The organism is Rhodobacter sp., assembly GCA_020637515.1.
Taxonomy (GTDB): Bacteria; Pseudomonadota; Alphaproteobacteria; order Rhodobacterales; family Rhodobacteraceae; genus Pararhodobacter.
The window spans coordinates 2,317,164-2,332,990 of the sequence record JACKKG010000001.1 but is presented as its reverse complement, the minus strand read 5'-3'; the positions used below and the strand labels follow the sequence as shown (position 1 = coordinate 2,332,990).

Genomic DNA, 15,827 nt, shown 5'->3' with positions numbered 1-15,827 from the left:
TGGGAGGAATTGGAATGGACGCCATGAAGAGCATGTTCCCGAGCGCCTTTGAGGTTGCGACCCCAAAGGGCGCCGAGGGATGGCAAGAGCTGTATCCCTACTACACGCATTTTCTGCCGCAGCGGCGCGCGCAGGATGACGCAACCTTCTGGTTCTGCAACTCGCAGCACTGGCCGACGCCGTTCCGCCCGTTCGACACCGTGATGCTGGACTTTGCGATCAAGGGGCTGGGCCAGTACAACACCCGCCACCTGCTGGTGCCGCCGGCGAACGGCGTCGATTACCGCATCCTCAACGGCTATGTCTATTTCTCGCCGGTTGCCGTCGCCGCCGAGAAGATCGAGGACCGCGTGCCGCAGTTCATGCAGCGCGCCGGCCACTATTTCATGAACTGGGACGACCTCTACGCCAAATGGAAGGTCAAGGTCCTGGACAAGATCCGCGCGCTCGACGCGCTCGACTTCACCGCGCTGCCCGAGGTCGAGCCGATCGAGGTCGTCACCGAGGGGGTGGGCCTGGACAGCACCAACCAGTTGTTCGACCAATACGACAAGGCGATCGAACTGGCCTACAAGATCTGGCAGCACCATTTCGAGTTCCTGAACCTGGGCTACGCCGCCTATCTGGACTTTTTCGGCTTCATGAAGGGGCAGTTCCCCTCGATCCCCGACCAGGCGATCGCCAAGATGGTGCAGGGCGTGGACAGCGAACTGTTCCGCCCCGACGACGAAATCAAGAAACTGGCCAAGCTGGCGGTCGAAAAGGGCCTGGCGGGGGCGTTTGCGCAGGGCAGCGTGGACGCGGTCCTGGCGGAACTGGCGATGACGGCCGAGGGCAAGGCCTGGATCGCCCAGTGGGAGGCCGCAAAGGATCCGTGGTTCAACTTCACCTCGGGCAACGGGTTCTATTCGACCGACAAGTACTGGATCGACCATCTGGACATCCCGATGGGTTATCTGAAGGATTACATCCAGCGCGTGCAGGACGGCGAGGAGATCATGCGCCCGACCGCCAAGCTGCTGGCCGAACGTGACCGCATCACCGCCGAATATCGCGAGATGATGGACGACGAGGCGCAGGCCGTATTCGACGGAAAGCTGGGCCTGGCCCGCACCGTGTTCCCCTATGTGGAAGACCATAACTTCTACATCGAACACTGGGCGCTGGGGGTCTTCTGGCGCAAGATGCGCCAGCTGTCCAAGCTGTTGAAGGACCAGGGCTTCTGGGAGAACGACGACGACATGTTCTTCCTGAACCGCAACGAGGTGCGCGACGTCTTGTGGGACTATTCGGCCGGCTGGGCCATCGGCGTGCCCTATCGCGGCACCGCCGTCTGGCCGACCGAGATCGCGCGCCGGCGCAAGATCTACGAGGCCCTGGCCGCGGAATCGCCCCTGCCCGCGCTGAACAACCCGCCCGAGGTCATCACCGAGCCTTTCACCATCATGCTGTGGGGCATCACCTCGGACGCCATCGACCGCTGGGTGCACGCCTCGGACGATGACACCGCGCTGAAGGGCATGGCCGGATCGCCGGGCATCGTCGAAGGCGTGGCGCGGGTGCTGCGTTCGCCCGACCAGCTGGGCGAGTTGCAGAAGGGCGAAATCCTGGTCACCCCCGTCACCGCGCCGTCCTGGGCGCCGGTGTTCGGCAAGATCGGCGCCGCCGTCACCGACATCGGCGGCATGATGAGCCACGCCGCCATTGTCTGCCGCGAATACGGCCTGCCCGCCGTCACCGGCACCGGCAACGCCAGTTCGCGCATCAAGACCGGAATGCGCCTGCGCGTGGACGGCAATGCCGGCACCGTGACCATCCTGGATTGAGCCACCCGAGGGGGCCGGGCGGCCCCCTCACCCATCCTCTCGGGGCGGAACCATGTCTGATTGCCTTTCGCGCTACGATCCCGTCTGGCGCGCCGCCGAACCCTACATGCGCGCGCGCAAGAACGACGTGCATATCCCGCTGTCCTTTGCCTGGTGCGTCCGCCTGCTCGAGCATTTTCCGCAAGCCGACCGCGATGTCTGTCTGCTGGCGATCTTGCTGCATGACATCGGCTGGTGGGCGATCGACATGGAGGACATCATCGAACAGGGCTTCCGCTCGGCCAACATCCTGCAATCCGACGTCCGCTACCGGCACGAGGCCGAAGGCGTGCGCCTGGGCACCGAGGTCCTGCGCCGCACCGGCTGGTCCGAGGAGGTGATCGCCCAGGTCTGCGCGATCATCGACGGCCACGACACCCGCCCCGAGCCGCGCGACCTGAACGACCGCATCGTGCGCGACAGTGACAAGCTCTGGCGCTACGAGGTGACGGGCACCGCCGTGGGCTGCGACTGGTTCGGCGAAACGCCGGTCCAGAACTGCGCCCGCAACGAGGCGATCTTGCCCAAATTCGAAACCGAACCCGGCCGCGCCATGGCGACCGCCGAGCTTGCCAAGACCCGCGCCCTGCTGATGGCGCATGTTCTGTAGCGAGGGCCAGTGATGCAGATGTTCATCGACGGGCAGCCGGTGCCGGCGCAGTCGGGCCGGGTCATGGACGTGACGGACCCGACAACCGGCGCGGTCTTCGACACCGTTCCGCTGGGCGAGGCTGCCGACGCCGATGCCGCGATCCGGTCCGCCGCCCGCGCCTTTGAAACCTGGAAACGCGTGCCGATGGCCGAACGGGTGCGTATCCAGAAGGCCTGCGCCCAGGCCATGCGCGACCACGCGGCCCGGATCGGCGCGGTGCTGAACCGCGAACTGGGTCGGCCGCTCGACGGCTGCATCGGCGAGATCGCGCGCTCGGCCGATCTGCTGGACATCTACGCCGAAGAGGGGCTGCGCCTGCAGGCGACGATGGCGCTGGGCGCGGCGCCTGGCGAACGCACGCTGGTGACGCGCGATCCGGTCGGCGTGGTGGTGGCGATCACGCCCTTCAACTATCCGGTCACGCTGTTGATGTTCAAGCTGGGCGCGGCGCTGATCGCGGGTTGCCCGGTGGTTGCCAAACCTTCCGAGGATACACCGCTTTCGACGATCCTGCTGGCCGCGCTGTTCCATGACACGGGCCTGCCGGCGGGGCTGTTCAACGTGGTCACTGGCGGGCGCGCCCTGGGCGAGGCGCTGGTCGCGCATCCGGTGCCGCGCAAGATCGCCTTTACCGGGTCGGTCCCGGCGGGCAAGGCCATTGCCGCCGCCGCCGCCGGCACGATGAAACGCCTGACGCTTGAGCTGGGCGGACATTCCGCCGCCATCGTCTGCGCCGACGCCGATCTGGACAAGGCCGCCGCCGCCATCGTCCGCCACGGTTTCGCCAACTCTGGCCAGTTCTGCTACCGGGTGAACCGCCTCTATGTCGAACGGCCGGTCTATGCCGCGCTGCTCGAACGACTGGCCGCAAGGGCCTCGGCGCTGACACTGGCGCCGGCGGGGGCCCATGCGGGGGCGCCCGGCGATCTGGGGCCGCTGGTCAACGCGCGCATCTTCGCCACCTCTGAGCAGCAGGTGGCCGACGCCCGCTCCAAGGGGGCGCGCATCGTGACGGGCGGAGACCGCGCGACGGGACCCGGCTTTGACGGCGGGTATTTCCTGCCCCCCACCCTGATCGCCGACGCCACGCCCGACATGGCGGTCATGCAGGACGAAACCTTTGGCCCGGTGATCGGCATCGCCCCGGTGGACAGCCCCGCCGAGGCCTTGCGCCTGGCCAATGACAGCCGCTTTGGCCTGGCCGGTTTCGTCTTTACCCGCGATCTGGCCAAGGGGCTTGCGCTGTGCGAAGCCTTCGAAGCCGGCTCTGTCTGGCTGAACGACATCCAGCGGTCCAGCCACCATGTCCCGTTCGGCGGCATGAAGGAAAGCGGACTGGGCCGCGAGAAAGGACGCTATGGCGTGGAAAGCTATCTGGAATACAAGACCCTCTATCTGAGCTGGGAGTCCCCGCTGTGAACCCGGACGACATCATCCTGCCGCGTGACTTGCCGCTGTGGCACGACGCGCGCCCCTATCTCGACGTGCGCAACAACGACGAGCACACGATCGTCGCCTATGGCCTGGCGCGCAGCCTGCTGGCGCAGATCCCCGAGGCCGACGAACGCATCGTCCTGCCGGCGATCTTGCTGCATGACGTGGGCTGGAAACGCATCCCCGAGGACCTGCTGCTGCTGGCGATCGGCCGGTATCCTTCGCGCAAGGACCTGGTGCACGAGCACGAGCGCCACTCGGTCGAGATCGCGCGCACGATCCTGGAAACCCATCGCCCGGATGGCGTGGACATCGACGCTGTGCTGGCGATCATCGATGGCCACGACACCACCCGCGAGGCGCGCAGCATCCATGACGCAGTGCTCAAGGACGCCGACAAGGGCTGGCGCACCACGCCGCACGGGATGCGGACCATCGCCGGCTGGTATGACGTCCCGGTGTCCGAGGTTCTGCTGATGCTGCGCGAACGCTCGAATCCGATGATGCTGACCGCACCGGGCCGCGCCCTGGCCGAGGCCAACACCGCCGCCGTTGCCGCCGAACAGGCGATCCTGCACTACCTGGGCCACGGGCCGGAATTCCCCACATTCACAGCGACCGAAGGAGCGGGCCAGTGGCTGACATCGCGTTGAGCGGAAAGCGGGTGATCGTGACCGGCGCGGGCGGCGGGCTGGGGCGGGCCTTTGCCGCGGCCTTTGCCGACGCCGGCGCACGGGTGATCGCCGCCGACATCGACCTTGCCAGGGCCGAGGAAACCGCGGCGATGATCGGCGACGCGGTGCTCGGTGCCGAGGTGGACGTGACGCGGGCCGAATCGTGCCGCGCGCTGGTCGCCCGGACCGAAGCCGCCTTTGGCGGGCTCGACGTGCTGGTGAACAACGCGGCGCTCTACGGCGGCCTGCAACGCGCCCCTTTCGAAGAGATCGATGAAGCCGTCTGGGACCGGGTGATGGCGGTCAACGTCAAGGGCGTCTGGCAAATGACCCGCGCGGCCTCGGCGGCCCTGCGCGCCTCGGGCGCGGGATCGGTTGTCAACGTCGCCTCGGCCACGGTGTTCTCGGGCTCGCCCCTGTGGATGCATTACGTCGCCTCGAAGGGTGCGCTCATCGCCATGAGCCGGACCATGGCGCGCGAGATGGGCGGCGACGGGGTGCGCGTCAACGTCCTGGCGCCGGGCTTTACCCTGACCGAGGCCAGCCTCGGGCTGATCGAGGACGCGCGCCGCTACGGCGTCGATCGCGCCGCGCTCAAGCGCAACGCCGAGGTTCAGGACATCACCGGCGGCGCGCTCTATCTCGCCTCGTCGTTGGCCGGTTTCGTCACCGGCCAGACGCTGGTGATCGACGGTGGCAAGCAATTCATCTGAGGGATCCCATGGTCAAGGTCATCTTCATCCAGGCCGATGGCACGCGGCGCACCATCGACGCCACCCCGGGCGAGCCGTTGATGTATGCCGCCAAGGACGCGCAAATCGCCGGGATCATCGCGGAATGCGGCGGCTCGGCCATGTGCGCGACCTGCCATTGCTACCTGATCGAGGCCCCGAACGGCCCGCTGCCCGACCCGCTGATCGACGAGGCCGACACGATCGAATTCAACGCCCACGCGCCGCGCGACTCGAGCCGCCTGACCTGTCAGATCACCGTCACCGAAGCCCTTGAGGGCGCGGTCTTCGCGGTCGCCACCGGGCGCTGACCCCCGCCAGCGGCGAACCGGCGTTCACCCCGCCGTGACGCCGCCGTCGATCACCACCGTGCTGCCGGTGACGAAATCCGACGCCGACGAGCACAGGAACAGCGTGGCGCCGGCGATCTCGGCCGGATCGGCGATGCGTCCCATCGGCGTATAGCCCGCCATCGCCGCCGCCTGCGCCGCATCGCGTGGCCGGGTCTCGGTGCGAAAGAAGCCGGGGCACAGGGCATTGGCCTGGATACCCTCGGCGGCGTATTGCAGCGCGATCTCGCGCGTCAGGTTGACCACCCCGGCCTTGGTCGCGGCATAGGCCGGGCGCGGTTGCAGGCCGGCCGGGGCGATCAGCCCCCACATCGACGCGACGGTGACGATCTTGCCGCGGCGCTGCGCGCGCATCGGTCCCAGGGCCGCCTTACAGGTGTTGAACACCCCCGTCAGGTTCACGTCGAGAACACGCTGCCAGCCGGCGGCGCTGGTTTCATGCACCGGCGCACGGTCGGGATCGCTGATGCCGGCATTGGCGATGCAGATGTCCAGCCGGCCGTGCTGGTCCAGCAGCGCCGCCACCGCCGCCGCGACCGCCCGCGCGTCACCCACGTCGCAAGCCCGCGCCGTCACCGCCGCGCCGCCCGCGCGCAGCGACCGGGCCGTCCGGTCCAGCGCCGCGTCGTCCTGGTCGAGAAGCCACAGCACCGCACCGTTATCCGCCAGCGCCGCGGCCATGGCCCGGCCCAGCCCCTGCGCCGCGCCGGTAATCAGCGCGACCCGGCCGCCGACGTCGAAGACCCGCGCGGCCTTCATCCGCGTCGCGCGGCGAAGGCTGCGAACCAGTCCAGCGCCTCGGGGTTCTTCATCGCGTCGCGGCTGGCCACCCGCGCGGCGGGCTGCCCCAACAGAAGCTTGCGCACCGGGACCTCCATCTTCTTGCCGGTCAGCGTCGTCGGAATCTCGGGCACCGCGACGATCTCGTCGGGCACATGGCGGGGACTGCGTTCGCTCCGAAGGCGGCGCACGATCTCGGCGCGCTGCGCGTCGTCCAGCACGCCGCCCGGCTGCATCTGGACGAAGAGCGGCATGTAATAGCCCCCCTGCCCGTCCTCGATACAGACGATCAGGCTGTCGGCGACGCCGGCGATCGACTCCATCGTGCGGTAGATCTCGGCCGAGCCGATGCGCACGCCGTAGCGGTTCAGCGTGGCATCCGAACGGCCCAGGACGACGCTGCCGCCATGGTCGTTGAAGCGCACCCGGTCGCCGTGGTGCCAAACGCCCGGATAGGTCGCGAAATAGCTGTCGGTGTAGCGCACGAAATCCCGGTCGCCCCAGAAGAACAGCGGCATCGAGGGCATCGGCTTGCGGATCACCAGTTCGCCCACCGTCCCCACCACTGGCCGGCCGTCCTCGTCAAAGGCGCAGGCATCGCAGGCCAGGGCGGGATACTGGATCTCGCCCGCGCGGACCGGCAGCAACACGGACCCCGCCAGGATACCCGAGCAGACCTCGGTTCCGCCCGATTGCGAGGTGGCAAAGAGATCCTGCTTCACCGCCGCGTGCACCCAGGCCAGGATCTCGGGGGTTGCGGGCGATCCGGTCAGGAACATGCTGCGTAGCGCGCTCAGGTCATAGTCGCGACCGGGCACGATGCCCTGTTGGCGCACCATGGTCATGAAGGTCGGCGAAACGCCGAAATGGCTGACGCGCGTGGCCTCGATGATGCGCCACAGCGCCCCGGCGTCGGGCCAGGTCGGATGGCCGTCATAGAGCGTGACCGCGCCGTTCAGCAAGGGGCCGGTCATCAGCGTGTTCCAGACCATCCAGCCGGTGGTCGAGTAACAGAAATAGGTGTCGCCGGCGTCCAGGTCCAAACCCATCGCGCCGTTCTTCAGGTGCTCCAGCACGATGCCGTGGTGGCCGTGCACGATGGGTTTCGGCAAACCCGTGGTGCCCGAGGAAAACAGCGTCCACAGCGGATGATCCGAGGCCACGCGCGTGTAGCGAAAGTCGGCGCGCGCGACCTCGGGGCCGGTGAACAGCGACGCCCAGTCCAGCGTCTCGCCAGGAAACGCGGGGCGGCCGGCGGCGGCGGGCAAATAGTCCAGCAAAACCAGCCGCTCGGCGGTTGGAAGTTCGGCCAGGATGCGCGTCAGATCGGCGGTGCGGTCGAAATCCTTGCCGCCATAGCGATAGCCGTTCACGGCAAAAACCAGCTTGGGTTCGATCTGGCTGAACCGGTCGATCACCGTCTGCGGACCGAATTCCGGCGCGGCGGTGGCCCAGGTCGCCCCGATCGCCGCACTGGCCAACATGGCAATCACCGTTTCGGGGATGTTGGGCATGTAGGCGACGACGCGGTCCCCCTTGCCCACCCCCATTGCCCTGAGGCGCGTCGCCAGCTTGCGCACCGCGCCGCCGACCTCGGCCCAGGACATCGAGGCCAGCGCCCGGGTTTCGGAACAATGGTGCAGCATCGGCCGCGCGGGATCGCCCGTGCCCTCGTGGCGCAGCACCTGTTCGGCATAGTTCAGCGCCGTGCCGGTGAACCAGCGCGTGCGGGGCATGGGCGCGTCGGTCATCACCTGATCGAGCGTGCCCTCCATCTCGACCCCGAAAAAGTCGCGCAGCGCCAACCAGAAGGCGGCGGGATCGCGCACCGACCAGGCATGCAGCGCCGGGTAATCGTCAAAGCCCAGGCCCCGCGCGGCCAGAAAGCGCAGGAAGCGCGTCACCGGCGCCGCCTCGCGCCGCGCCGCCGAGGCGGTCCACAGGATGTCGCCCTCGGTCACCATCACGCCGCCCCCGACAGAAAGGGCAGGTCCGCGAACCCGTCGAGCGAGGGCAACACGATCTGCGCGCGCTCGGCCTCGGGCACGGCCTGGAACCCGGCCGCGTCCACCACGCCGGTGGTCACGCCGACGCACAGGGCGCCGGCGCGCCGGCCCATGCGGATCTCCAGTCGCGGGTCGTCGCCCACGATCACCATTTCATGCGGCTGTGCGCCGGTGAGCGCGCCGACGATTTCGAGGCCCGCGGGCTCGGGCTTGCCAAACACGGTGACCGGCACCCCGGTCGCATTGGTCAGCGCCGCCGCGATGGCCCCCGAGATGCCCAGCAGCCGCTTGCCGCCCGCACCCGCGAAATAGGGCGCGACCGATCCGGCAAAGGGCCGGGCCCCGTCCCAGACCGCCTGCACCACCGATTCGACCTGCTCGGCGTTGAAATCCTTGCACCAGCCCAGCAGCACCGCGTCCACCTGCGGCGCGTTCCGGCCCGGGGCGACGACCTCGATCCCGGCCTCTTGCACGGGCCGGGTGGTGCCCTCGGCGCCCATCACCATGATCCGCGTGTAGCCCATCGCCGCCAACGCCCGCGCCGCGACCGCGGCCGGGGTCAGGATGTGGCCCGGCGCCAGCACCAGGCCCGCATCCGCCAGCAGCGGGTAGTAATGCGCCGGCGGAAAGAAGGTGCCGTTGGTATAGGCGACCACGGGAAGCCCCTGCGCCTTGCACGCCGCCAGCGCGGCGACCGCGCCGGGCAGCGCGGTGTAGGTGCCGCTGTCCTTGTCCATCATCGCCAGCGTGCCGTCGATGTCGAAGACCACGGCCTTGATCGTATGCGGATGCATCACTTGCCCCCGTTCAATTCCAGTTTCAGCCCGGGCTTCTCGATCTTGATCGAGGCGAGGCCCTTGCGCGCCGTCAGCGCCTTCATCAGATGCATCACGGGGCGCGTTGTCGGATCGTAGCCGCGCCGGGCGGGACCGGCGGCGACCATCGCGTCCACCTGATCCGCCGGCATCACCGCGCGCAAGAGGAATTCCTCGTCGCTGCACCCGGAACCGATCCGCGCCCGCAAGGCGTCGAGCGAGGCCATGTGCGGCTCGTCCTCGAGTTCGCGCGCGCGTTTCGACCCCCTGATGCGCGCTTCGACATCCGGGGCCATCGGCATCGCGGGCTGACCGAAGCGGCCCAGCACATACCGCGTCACCTCGTCGGGGATCGTCTTGTAGCGTTCGCCCTGCATGACGTTCATCAGGGCCATCGTGCCGACCACCTGGCTGAACGGCGTCACCATGATCGGATAGCCCAGTTCGGCGCGCACCTGCTCGACCTCGTCCAGCACCCGGGGCAGCAGATCGAGGCGCCGGATCTCGGCCAACTGGCGCTTCATCGTGCCCATCATGCCGCCGGGCATCTGGTGGCGGAAATAGGCGCGGTCGAATTCCCCGGGCTGGCCGTCCACCAGCCCCTCGGCCTGAACCAGCGCGGCAAAATAGGCGTCCATCTGCGCCAGCGCCGCGTCATCGACATCGACGGACAGGCCCATGTCACGCAGGTTCGACACCACCGCCCCGGCCCAGGGCTGGCCGGTGCCGTTCGCCGCGCCCCTAGCCGAGGTGTGCAGCGTCGCGGCGCCCAGCGGCGCGGCCTCGAGATAGCTGAAGGGCGCCAGCCCGATCGTGGTGTGCGAGTGGAATTCCAGCGGCACCGCCCCCATCACCGCCTTCAGCGCCGGGATCAGCGTTTTCGCGCGCTCGGGCGTGACCAGCCCGCCGGGGTCTTTCAGATAGAGCCGGTCGAACCGGCCCGTCGCGGTCAGCGCGCGCGCGGCCTCGGCGAAATGGGCGTCGTCGTGCAGGGGCGACAGCGTGAAGGTCAGCGCGGCGACGATCCGGCTGCCGCCCGCGCGCCGGGTCAGGGACGCCATGTTCAGCATCGCCGGGACATTGTTCATCGGGTCCATGATGGCGAAGCGGTCGATGCCGTTGTTCACCAGCAGGCGAAAGGCGAATTCCATCAGTTCGTCGGACGCCACTTCCCACGAGATGAATCGCATTCCCGTGGTCAGGAATTGCAGCGGCGTCGTCGGACAGGCCGCGCGCATCAGGCGCAGGCGTTCCCAGGGGTCCTCTTTCTTGAAGCGCACCGCGACCCCCATGTGGGTCGAGGCCAGGAAGTCGATGGCATGAAAGCCCACGCGCTCCATCACCGGGGCGATTTGCAGCATCATCCCGGTATCGAGCCCGGTCGCGCCCCAGTTCGACTGGTTGCCGTCGCGCACGGTCGTATCAACAAGATCGATGGTCATTTCTGCCCCTCATGATGTTGCAGCAGCCCGCCCAGAAAGCCGGTGTCCACGCCGCCGGCGCGGAACGCGGGATCGGACAGGATGGCGCGGTGCAGGCCGGCATTGGTGCGCACCCCTTCGAGCACGCAGACGTCCAGCGCCTGCACCATCCGGTCGATGGCCTGCTGGCGCGTCGCGCCCCAGGCGATGAGCTTGGCCACCAGGGAATCATAAAACGGCGGGATCGTCGCGCCGGGTTGCATATTGGTATCGACCCGCAGCCCCGGCAGCGAGGGGAACCAGGCCTGCGTGATCCGTCCCGGCGAGGGCTGGAAATCGCGGGCCGGGTCCTCGGCGTTCAGGCGGCATTCGATGGCGTGCCCGGTCAGGCGGATGTCGGCCTGGGTCAGTGCCAGCGGCGTGCCCTCGGCGATGGCGATCTGCGTGGCGATCAGGTCGAGCCCGGTGATCGCCTCGGTCACCGGGTGTTCGACCTGCACGCGCGCGTTCATTTCCAGGAAATAGAACGCCTCGCGCCGGACATCGACCAGGAACTCCACCGTTCCCAGGGACCGATAGCCGATGTGCCGCGCAAAGCGGACGGCGGCGTCCAGAAGATCCCGGCGCAGCGACTCGGTCAGATGCGGCGCGGGCGCTTCCTCGACCACCTTCTGATAGCGGCGCTGGACGGAACAGTCGCGTTCGCCCGCGTGCAGCACCGTTTCGCCATCGGACAGGATCTGCACCTCGACATGGCGGCCGACGGTGACGAAGCGTTCCAGATAGACCCGGGCATCGCCAAAGGCGGCCTCGGCCTCGGCCATGGCGAGGTCCAGTTGCGCGGCCAGCGCATCGGCGGAGTCGACGCGTTTCATCCCCTTGCCGCCACCGCCCGCGACGGCCTTGATGAGCAGCGGAAAGCCGACGTTTTCGGCAAGCGCGCGCGCGTCCGCCAGCGTTTCGACGGTGCCGCCCGGCACCACGGGAACCCGGGCCGCAAGGGCGTGCGCCCGGGCCGTCAGCTTGTCGCCCACCGCCCCGAGGTTGTCGGGCGTCGGCCCGATGAAGACCAGCCCCGCCTTTGCGCAGGCCAGCGCAAGGTCACGGTTTTCCGACAGGAAGCCATAGCCGGGATGGACCGCGTCGCAGCCGGTGCCCCGGGCGGCCTCGATCACGGTGCCGACGCGCAGGTAACTGTCGCGCGACGGCGCGGGGCCCAGCACCACCGTGCGCGTGGCCAGCGCGGCGCCCAGCGACTCGCGGTCGGCGCGGGACACGCCCAGCACGGTTTCGATCCCCAGCGCGCGCGCCGTGCGGATGATGCGCACGGCGATTTCGCCGCGATTGGCGATGAAGATGCGCCGGATTCGCGCCATCGGTTCAGACCGGCTGGATGCGGATCAGCGTCTGGCCGTGTTCGACCAGATCGCCGTTCGGCGCTACGATTTCCAGCACCGTGCCGGCGACCCCGGCCGGGACCGAGTTCATCAGCTTCATCACCTCGATGATGCCGATCACGGTGTCGGCCTCGACCCGGTCGCCGGGTTTGACAAACGGGGCCGCGCCGGGGCGCGGGGCGTGCCAGAAGGTGCCCAGCAAGGGCGCCGGGATCTCGGACCCGCCGCCCGAGGCCACGACCGGCGCCACCACCGGCACGCGGTCCGCGCGGGCGGCGGCTGCGGTGGGTGTTGGGGCGGCTGGTGTGGCGGCTGGTGTGGCGGCTGGTGTGGCGGGCGCCCCGGCCCCGCGGCGGCGCAGCTCCAGCTTCAGATCGCCCATCTCCAGCTTCAGCTCGTCGAAATCCGAGCCGTCCACCAGCTTCAGGATCTCGTCGATATCGGCCCGCGTCAGTTCCGCCATGGTGCCCTCCCCCGTTGCGCAGACAGTGCCCCCGCACCCCGGCCCAGACAATCGGGCGCGGGGCGGGTTTTCACCTGGTGAAAACTTCAGAACCGGGCGATCAACCCCTCGGCCACGGCCTCGGCCGCGTCGCGCACGGGGCCGGCGAACAGCGCCGCGCCCTTGTCGCGGCTGTGCACGCGGCGCGTCCAGGTGATGTTCAGCGTGCCGGGCACATGGCTGCCCAGCCGGATCGGCACCGCCAGCGATTCGCGCCCGTCGTCCACCGCCGCGCGGCCCCGGTCGAAATCGCCGCCGAAATCGGGATCGCGCAGGCCATAGCCCTGCGCGGCGGTCTCGCGCATCAGGTGCGCGACATAATCGGGCGCGCGGGCGCCCTGATCGCCGGGATGGTCCGAACCGCGCAGGGCCTCGAGGATCGCCGCACGCACCGGCGCCTCGCAAAAGGTGACATAGGCCCGCCCCGAGGCCGAGCGCAGCATGTTCACCCGGAACCCGACCGGCCCCAGCGCGATCTGGTCGAAATAGGCGCGCGAGGCGTTCGTTTCGATCACCTCCATATGGGTGAGGCGCGGCACCGCCAGAACCGAAGGCCAGCGGATGCGCGCCGAGAGCGCCGCGAGGATCGGCGAAGCGACCTCGACCAGGGCCATGTCGCGGTCCATGCGCCCCGCCAGTTCCGCCAGCGAGAAACTGGGCGCATAGGCGTCGTCGGCCATCCGCTGCCAGACCAGCCCGCGTTCGCGCAGGGTCTTGAGGATGCGCAGCAGCGTCGCCCGGGGCAGACCGGTGCGCAGGTGCAGCGCATGCAGGCTCAGCGCGCCCGACGTTTGCAGCACCTGCAACACCTCGAGCCCACGCGCCAGCGCCCGGATCGTCTTGACGGTGTCGGCCATGCCCCCTCCTGCCTCGGCCCGAGGCTAGGCCGCGGCGCGCGGCCAATGCAAGGGCTTGCGGCGGGCGACGCGGCGCGCCAGTCTGGGCCCGAACGCAGAGAGGACCCCATGCCTGACCACCACCTGGGCGGCTGCGCCTGCGGCGCGGTGCGCTACCGGACGACCGGAACGCCTGAAAAGGCCGCCGTCTGCCATTGCCGCTATTGCCAGTTGCGCACCGGATCGGCCTTTGGCGTGTCGGTCTATTTCCGCGACGCGGCCATCGAAGTGCTGGCGGGCACGCTGAAAGCCTACAGCTTTCAGACCGAATCGGGCCGGGCCTTCACGCAGCATTTCTGCCCCGACTGCGGCACGACCGTATTCTGGAACCCTGAGGTCTTTCCCGGCCTGACCGGGATCGCGGGCGGAACCTTCGATCCGCCCAGCTTCTGGTATGACATCCGGCGCGAGGTTTTCACCCGGTCCCGCGCCGGCTTCGTGGCGCTGACCGGCATGACCGAATCGTCGGCCACCTCCAGCAGCCACGCGCCGGTCATCGTCGAGAAACCCGCGTTGACCGGCGGCTGAGGCGGCGCGCTCAGCGCCGCTGCAACGCCAGGTTCACGCCCGACACCAGCGCATCGAGCGAGGCGGCGACGATGTTGCTGCTGATGCCGACGCCCCAGACCTTGCCGCCCGGCGCGTCGAGTTCCATGTAGCAGACCGCCTGCGCATCCGATCCCTGAGCGATCGAATGCTCGGAGTAGCTGGCGACCGAGAAGTTCATCCCCAGATGCCGCGACAGCGCGTCGATGAAGCTGTCGATGGGCCCCGTCCCCTCGCCCGTGATGGTCAGGTCCTGACCGTTGTCGCGGATCGTCGCCTCCATCAGGCGACGGCCGCGCTGGGTGCCGGGCGCCGCCCGCGTCAGGTGATCCAGGTAGGCGATGCGCCCGGTCTTCTGTTCGACATAGCGTTCCATGAACCGGGCGTGGATCTGCTGGGGTGTCATCTCGACCCCCTTGGCATCGGTGATCGACTGAATGTCCTGCGCGAATTCGACTTGCAGGCCTCGCGGCAGGCTGAAGCCGAAGTCCTCTTGCATGACATAGGCGATCCCGCCCTTGCCGGACTGCGAATTGATGCGGATGATCGCCTCGTAGCTGCGGCCCACGTCCTGCGGGTCGATGGGCAGATAGGGCACTTCCCACAGCGGCTTGTTCGCCTTGCGCAGCGCCTTCATCCCCTTGTTGATCGCATCCTGATGCGAACCGGAAAAGGCGGTGTAGACCAGCTCGCCGACATAGGGGTGGCGTTCGGGCACGCGCATCTCGTTGGCGTATTCATAGACGTCGCGGATGCGCGGAATGTCGCTGCAATCGAGACCCGGGTCCACGCCCTGCGTGAACAGGTTCAGCGCCAGCGTCACCAGATCCACGTTGCCGGTGCGCTCGCCATTGCCAAAGAGCGTGCCCTCGACCCGGTCGGCGCCCGCCATCAACCCCAGTTCGGCGGCGGCGACGGCGGTGCCCCGGTCGTTGTGCGGATGCAGGGACAAGGTGATCGCCTCGCGGCGGTCCAGGTTGCGCGACATCCATTCGATGGCATCGGCATAGAGGTTCGGCGTGGACATCTCGACCGTTGCGGGCAGGTTCAGGATCAGCTTGCGCTCGGGCGTGGGCTGCACGATCTCGGTCACCGCGTTGCAGATCTCCAGCGCAACCTCGAGTTCGGTGCCGGTAAAGCTTTCGGGCGAGTATTCGAACAGGAAATCCCCGCCCGCCGCCGCCGCCATGTCGGTGATCATCTTGGCCGCATCGGTGGCGATGCGCTTGATTCCGGGGACGTCCTTCTCGAACACCACGCGGCGCTGCAACTCGCTGGTGGAATTGTAGAAATGCACGATCGGACTGCGCGCACCCTCGAGCGCCTGAAAGGTGCGGGTGATCAGTTCCGGACGGCACTGGACCAGCACCTGCATGCGCACGTCCCGGGGCACGTTGCCCTGTTCGATGGCCCAGCGGGCAAAGCCGAAATCGGTGTCCGAGGCCGACGGAAAGCCGATCTCGATCTCCTTGAAGCCCATGTCCAGCAACAGCTTCAGCATCCGCGCCTTGCGGTCCTGGCCCATCGGGTTGACCAGCGCCTGGTTGCCGTCGCGCAGATCGACCGAGCACCAGATCGGCGCCTGGGTGATGCGGTGGCCAGGCCAGGTGCGATCATCCAGTTCGACCCGGCGATAGGGTTCGTATTTCTCGGCGGCGCGGGCCATGCCGTGGGTTTTCGGGGTGGTGGTCATCTGCGTCTCTCCGTCACCGCAGGCGCCTGTCCCCGTGTTCCGGGCGGCGCGATTCGTCTTGTCAG

15 protein-coding genes are annotated in these 15,827 nt (G+C 68.4%); 7 read left to right on the top strand and 8 right to left on the bottom strand.

The annotated features are described in order from the left end of the window. The first annotated feature begins 14 nt into the window (after positions 1 to 14). From H6900_11470 to H6900_11445, 6 genes are read left to right on the top strand one after another with little or no spacing between them, the layout of a single operon-like run. Positions 15 to 1,826: a hypothetical protein gene (locus H6900_11470; GenBank protein MCC0073895.1), complete on the top strand. Its 1,812-nt coding sequence runs from the start codon at positions 15 to 17 to the stop codon at positions 1,824 to 1,826. A gap of 52 nt (positions 1,827 to 1,878) precedes the next feature. After that, positions 1,879 to 2,475 carry an HD domain-containing protein gene (locus H6900_11465; GenBank protein ID MCC0073894.1) on the top strand — a complete coding sequence of 199 codons (597 nt, stop codon included), beginning with the start codon at positions 1,879 to 1,881 and terminating at the stop codon, positions 2,473 to 2,475. 12 nt (positions 2,476 to 2,487) lie between these two features. Next, positions 2,488 to 3,936 (top strand): aldehyde dehydrogenase family protein, encoded by a 1,449-nt coding sequence (locus H6900_11460; protein ID MCC0073893.1) that lies wholly within the window; start codon positions 2,488 to 2,490, stop codon positions 3,934 to 3,936. Continuing rightward, positions 3,933 to 4,604 (top strand): HD domain-containing protein, encoded by a 672-nt coding sequence (locus tag H6900_11455; protein MCC0073892.1) that lies wholly within the window; start codon positions 3,933 to 3,935, stop codon positions 4,602 to 4,604. Before H6900_11460 ends, H6900_11455 begins: the two co-directional genes overlap by 4 nt. Further along, a complete protein-coding gene (locus tag H6900_11450) occupies positions 4,586 to 5,338 on the top strand; it encodes an SDR family oxidoreductase (GenBank protein ID MCC0073891.1) in 753 nt (250 codons plus the stop codon). Before H6900_11455 ends, H6900_11450 begins: the two co-directional genes overlap by 19 nt. A gap of 8 nt (positions 5,339 to 5,346) precedes the next feature. Beyond that, a complete protein-coding gene (locus tag H6900_11445) occupies positions 5,347 to 5,667 on the top strand; it encodes a 2Fe-2S iron-sulfur cluster binding domain-containing protein (protein ID MCC0073890.1) in 321 nt (106 codons plus the stop codon). A 24-nt stretch (positions 5,668 to 5,691) separates the two neighbouring features. Here H6900_11445 and H6900_11440 read toward each other — a convergent pair whose 3' ends face one another. From H6900_11440 to H6900_11410, 7 genes are all read right to left on the bottom strand, one after another. Beyond that, positions 5,692 to 6,465, bottom strand: coding sequence for an SDR family oxidoreductase (locus H6900_11440; protein MCC0073889.1), 774 nt, complete (start codon positions 6,463 to 6,465; stop codon positions 5,692 to 5,694). Beyond that, positions 6,462 to 8,450 (bottom strand): acetoacetate--CoA ligase, encoded by a 1,989-nt coding sequence (locus H6900_11435; protein MCC0073888.1) that lies wholly within the window; start codon positions 8,448 to 8,450, stop codon positions 6,462 to 6,464. The genes H6900_11440 and H6900_11435 overlap by 4 nt, the downstream gene beginning before the upstream one ends. Further along, positions 8,450 to 9,286, bottom strand: coding sequence for an HAD hydrolase-like protein (locus H6900_11430; GenBank protein MCC0073887.1), 837 nt, complete (start codon positions 9,284 to 9,286; stop codon positions 8,450 to 8,452). The genes H6900_11435 and H6900_11430 overlap by 1 nt, the downstream gene beginning before the upstream one ends. Continuing rightward, positions 9,286 to 10,749, bottom strand: coding sequence for a biotin carboxyl carrier protein (locus H6900_11425; protein MCC0073886.1), 1,464 nt, complete (start codon positions 10,747 to 10,749; stop codon positions 9,286 to 9,288). The genes H6900_11430 and H6900_11425 overlap by 1 nt, the downstream gene beginning before the upstream one ends. Further along, positions 10,746 to 12,104, bottom strand: coding sequence for an ATP-grasp domain-containing protein (locus tag H6900_11420; protein MCC0073885.1), 1,359 nt, complete (start codon positions 12,102 to 12,104; stop codon positions 10,746 to 10,748). Before H6900_11420 ends, H6900_11425 begins: the two co-directional genes overlap by 4 nt. Positions 12,105 to 12,108: 4 nt before the next feature. Then, a complete protein-coding gene (gene accB, locus H6900_11415; protein ID MCC0073884.1) occupies positions 12,109 to 12,579 on the bottom strand; it encodes an acetyl-CoA carboxylase biotin carboxyl carrier protein in 471 nt (156 codons plus the stop codon). A gap of 95 nt (positions 12,580 to 12,674) precedes the next feature. Beyond that, positions 12,675 to 13,484 (bottom strand): helix-turn-helix domain-containing protein, encoded by an 810-nt coding sequence (locus H6900_11410; GenBank protein ID MCC0073883.1) that lies wholly within the window; start codon positions 13,482 to 13,484, stop codon positions 12,675 to 12,677. Between the two features lie 108 nt (positions 13,485 to 13,592). Between H6900_11410 and H6900_11405 the strand changes: the two genes are divergently transcribed. Then, positions 13,593 to 14,051, top strand: coding sequence for a GFA family protein (locus H6900_11405; protein ID MCC0073882.1), 459 nt, complete (start codon positions 13,593 to 13,595; stop codon positions 14,049 to 14,051). A 10-nt stretch (positions 14,052 to 14,061) separates the two neighbouring features. Here H6900_11405 and leuA read toward each other — a convergent pair whose 3' ends face one another. Next, positions 14,062 to 15,735, bottom strand: a complete 1,674-nt coding sequence (leuA, locus tag H6900_11400) for a 2-isopropylmalate synthase (GenBank protein ID MCC0073881.1) — start codon at positions 15,733 to 15,735, stop codon at positions 14,062 to 14,064. Between the last annotated feature and the right edge of the window lie 92 nt (positions 15,736 to 15,827).